A 3,091-nucleotide genomic window follows, 5' to 3' on the forward strand; every position below is an offset into this window, starting at 1 on the left:
GTTGTGAGAGGGGCGAAAATAAGTTAACTTATTTTCCCTCTACTCGATTAGGATTTTTAATAGGATTGTTTGGATTATTATGCTATCTTCGAAGTAATCAATGTTCTAAGAAAGGGTGGTCATATAAATGATTCTTTGGATGAATGGGAACTATATTAGTGAAGATGATGCTGCAATTTCCCCATTTGATCATGGATATTTATATGGATTAAGCTTTTTTGAAAAGTTCCGTACTTATAAAGGGCAAGTTGTTTTATTTCAAGAACACTATCACCGATTGATAACAAAGTTAAACCAATTTCATATTGAGATGCCTTATTCAGTTCCAGAAATACTACGAGTTATAAAAGATCTAACAAAAAAAGCAAATAATCAAGATGGACTCTTTTATTTAACAGTGTCCGCTGGCAATAACAATTTACAAATGCAATTTCAATCATCATATAAAGAGCCCAATGTGTGCATAATCCGACGGGAAATATTTCCCGGGGAAAGAGGGCGAGAAAAATCAGCAAAATGGTTAGAGATGAAAGGTACCTACACATTACATGAAAATCGGTATTTAGGAAGTTTAGAAATAGAACAGTTAGATAATACTGAAGGGTTTTTCCTCTCGCAAAGGGGAATAATTACAGAAGGCATTACATCAAATGTATTTTTCGCAAAAGATGGGGTGCTTTACACACCATCAATAGCGACAGGAATTACACCTGGTATTACAAGACAATGGGTAATAAATACAGCTAAACAAATAGGTTACCGGGTAGTGGAAGATTTGTTTATTAGACAAGATTTAGAGGACGCATATGAATGCTTTGTTACAAACTCCATTGAAGAACTAGTGCCAATATCAAACATAGATAACATTCACTTCTTAGGCAAAGATGGCACTATTTATCAACGACTACATCAAGCGTACATAGATGAGATTTTAAGAACAGTAAAGAAAGGCGAATAATTATGCTATCAAAATATATAAAACCAATTACGTTAAATAATATCCAACTTGACTATAAAAAAGAGACATTTGTTATGGGGATATTAAATGTGACGCCAGATTCGTTTTCTGATGGAGGCAAATACAATTCTGTCGAGACAGCAATTGCACATGCCAAAGAAATGGTTGCAAATGGTGCGAAGATTATTGATGTTGGCGGCGAATCAACTAGACCGGGATATACACGCATATCTGATGAAGATGAGATAGCTAGAGTTGTTCCGGTTATTAAGGCATTGTTGGAACAAGTTCCTGCAATTATTTCTATTGATACATATAAGTCAGCCGTTGCCCGTGCAGCAGTAGAAGCTGGAGCTCAAATCATTAATGATATTTGGGGTGCAAAGGAGGATCCACTAATCGCTAATGTTGCTGCTGAGTTAAATGTACCGATTATTTTGATGCATAACCGTGAGGACAAGCCATATGTAAATTACTTCGAAGACTATATATCCGATTTAAATGAAAGTATACAAATTGCAAAAGAAGCAGGAGTTCCAGATGAGCATATTATTTTAGATCCGGGGATTGGATTTGTTAAAAATTTAAACCAAAGTATTGAAACGATGCAACGATTGGATGAGTTGGCTGAACTCGGCTACCCAGTATTGCTAGCAACATCAAGGAAGCGAATGATTGGAACGATATTAAATTTACCAGTTGATGAACGGATTGAGGGAACGGCAGCTACATGTGCTTATGGTGTGATGAAGGGTTGTCATATTGTTCGAGTCCATGATGTAAAGGAAGTAGCACGTACAGTAAAGATGATTGATGCTTTATTAGGCAAGTTTGAGATAAAAGATGAAATACCACAAAGACACTAATGGAGGAAAAGAATTATGGATTACATACATTTACGAGATATGCAATTTTACGGGTATCACGGTGTTTTAGTTGAAGAAACCAAACTTGGTCAGAGGTTTCGTGCAACTGTTTCACTAGCAGTAAATATTCAAAAGGCAGGATTATCAGATAACCTAGATGATACGATTAGTTATGTTGGTGTTTATGATATTTGTAAAGAAATTATGGAAGGTAAGCCATTTCAGCTTATTGAGGCGGTTGCAGAATCTATAGCTACTCGAATCTTAGAACGTTATCACAATCAAGTGCTAGGTGTGAAGGTTGAAGTGATAAAGCCAGATCCACCTATTCCTGGGCACTATAACGAAGTTGCGGTTGAAATAACACGAGGGCGATATTATGAATAAAGTTTATCTATCCATAGGGACGAATATTGGTGATAGGGAACAAAACTTAAAACATGCTGCTAATTTGCTATATGATACAAGTGGGATTGATATAAAAGCTATTTCTTCTATTTACGAAACCGCCCCTGTTGGATATTTGGATCAACCTTCATTTTTGAATATCTCTTTATTATTAGAAACTACCTTTTCTGCAATGGAGTGCTTGAAAATATGCCAAATGATTGAAAATGAATTAGGGCGTGTGCGTGATATTCGATGGGGTCCTCGAATTATAGACCTTGACATTTTGTTGTTTAATAACGAAAATATTGAAGTTGAGCACTTAATTGTACCTCATCCTCGAATGTATGAACGTGCTTTCGTTTTAGTTCCTTTATTAGAGATTGCGGAACAGCCTTTTTCGACTCATTTAGAGATGGCTAAAGAAAATGTTACTAATATGGATCTTCAAAAAGAAGGTATTACTAAATGGAAAGTGACGGAGAATGTTCAGGAGTTTTTACGATTATAGAATAGGTCAATTTGTTTTAACGTTTGTTATTATAAAAAGATATTCAATATAGATGATCATAGTGAGCGGTAGTTGAAAGGAGGAGACAGAATTGTATATAAATGAAAAGCCTTTCCAAATTGGCGACATTGTTTTGGATAACCGTGTTGTATTAGCGCCAATGGCAGGTGTATGTAATTCAGCTTTCCGATTAACTGTAAAAGAATTCGGAGCTGGCTTAGTTTACGCTGAAATGATTAGTGATAAAGGTTTAATCCAACGTAATCAAAAAACATTAGATATGTTATATATCGATGAAAGAGAGTATCCTCTTTCATTACAAATATTTGGTGGGGAAAAGGAAACGTTGGTGGAAGCTGCTAAATTTGT

The 3,091-nt window shown here is 35.5% G+C and carries 5 protein-coding genes; all 5 read left to right on the forward strand.

All coding sequences use genetic code 11. From position 1 onward, the window contains the following. Positions 1-127 precede the first annotated feature (127 nt). Complete coding sequence (locus CD29_RS19135; protein ID WP_036190663.1) at positions 128-958, forward strand: aminotransferase class IV; 831 nt, start codon at positions 128-130, stop codon at positions 956-958. Positions 959-960: 2 nt separating this feature from the next. Beyond that, entirely contained in the window at positions 961-1,824 is an 864-nt protein-coding gene (gene folP / locus CD29_RS19140; RefSeq protein ID WP_036190666.1) for a dihydropteroate synthase, read from the forward strand. 15 nt (positions 1,825-1,839) lie between these two features. Beyond that, a complete protein-coding gene (gene folB / locus CD29_RS19145) occupies positions 1,840-2,211 on the forward strand; it encodes a dihydroneopterin aldolase (protein ID WP_036190669.1) in 372 nt (123 codons plus the stop codon). Next, complete coding sequence (gene folK / locus CD29_RS19150; RefSeq protein ID WP_052124263.1) at positions 2,204-2,722, forward strand: 2-amino-4-hydroxy-6-hydroxymethyldihydropteridine diphosphokinase; 519 nt, start codon at positions 2,204-2,206, stop codon at positions 2,720-2,722. The genes folB and folK overlap by 8 nt, the downstream gene beginning before the upstream one ends. 91 nt (positions 2,723-2,813) lie before the next feature. Then, positions 2,814-3,091 (forward strand): tRNA-dihydrouridine synthase (locus CD29_RS19155; RefSeq protein WP_036190675.1); only part of this gene is annotated, 278 nt, incomplete at its 3' end.

Origin of the sequence: Ureibacillus manganicus DSM 26584, assembly GCF_000772945.1 — a bacterium.
Classification (GTDB): domain Bacteria; phylum Bacillota; class Bacilli; order Bacillales_A; family Planococcaceae; genus Ureibacillus; species Ureibacillus manganicus.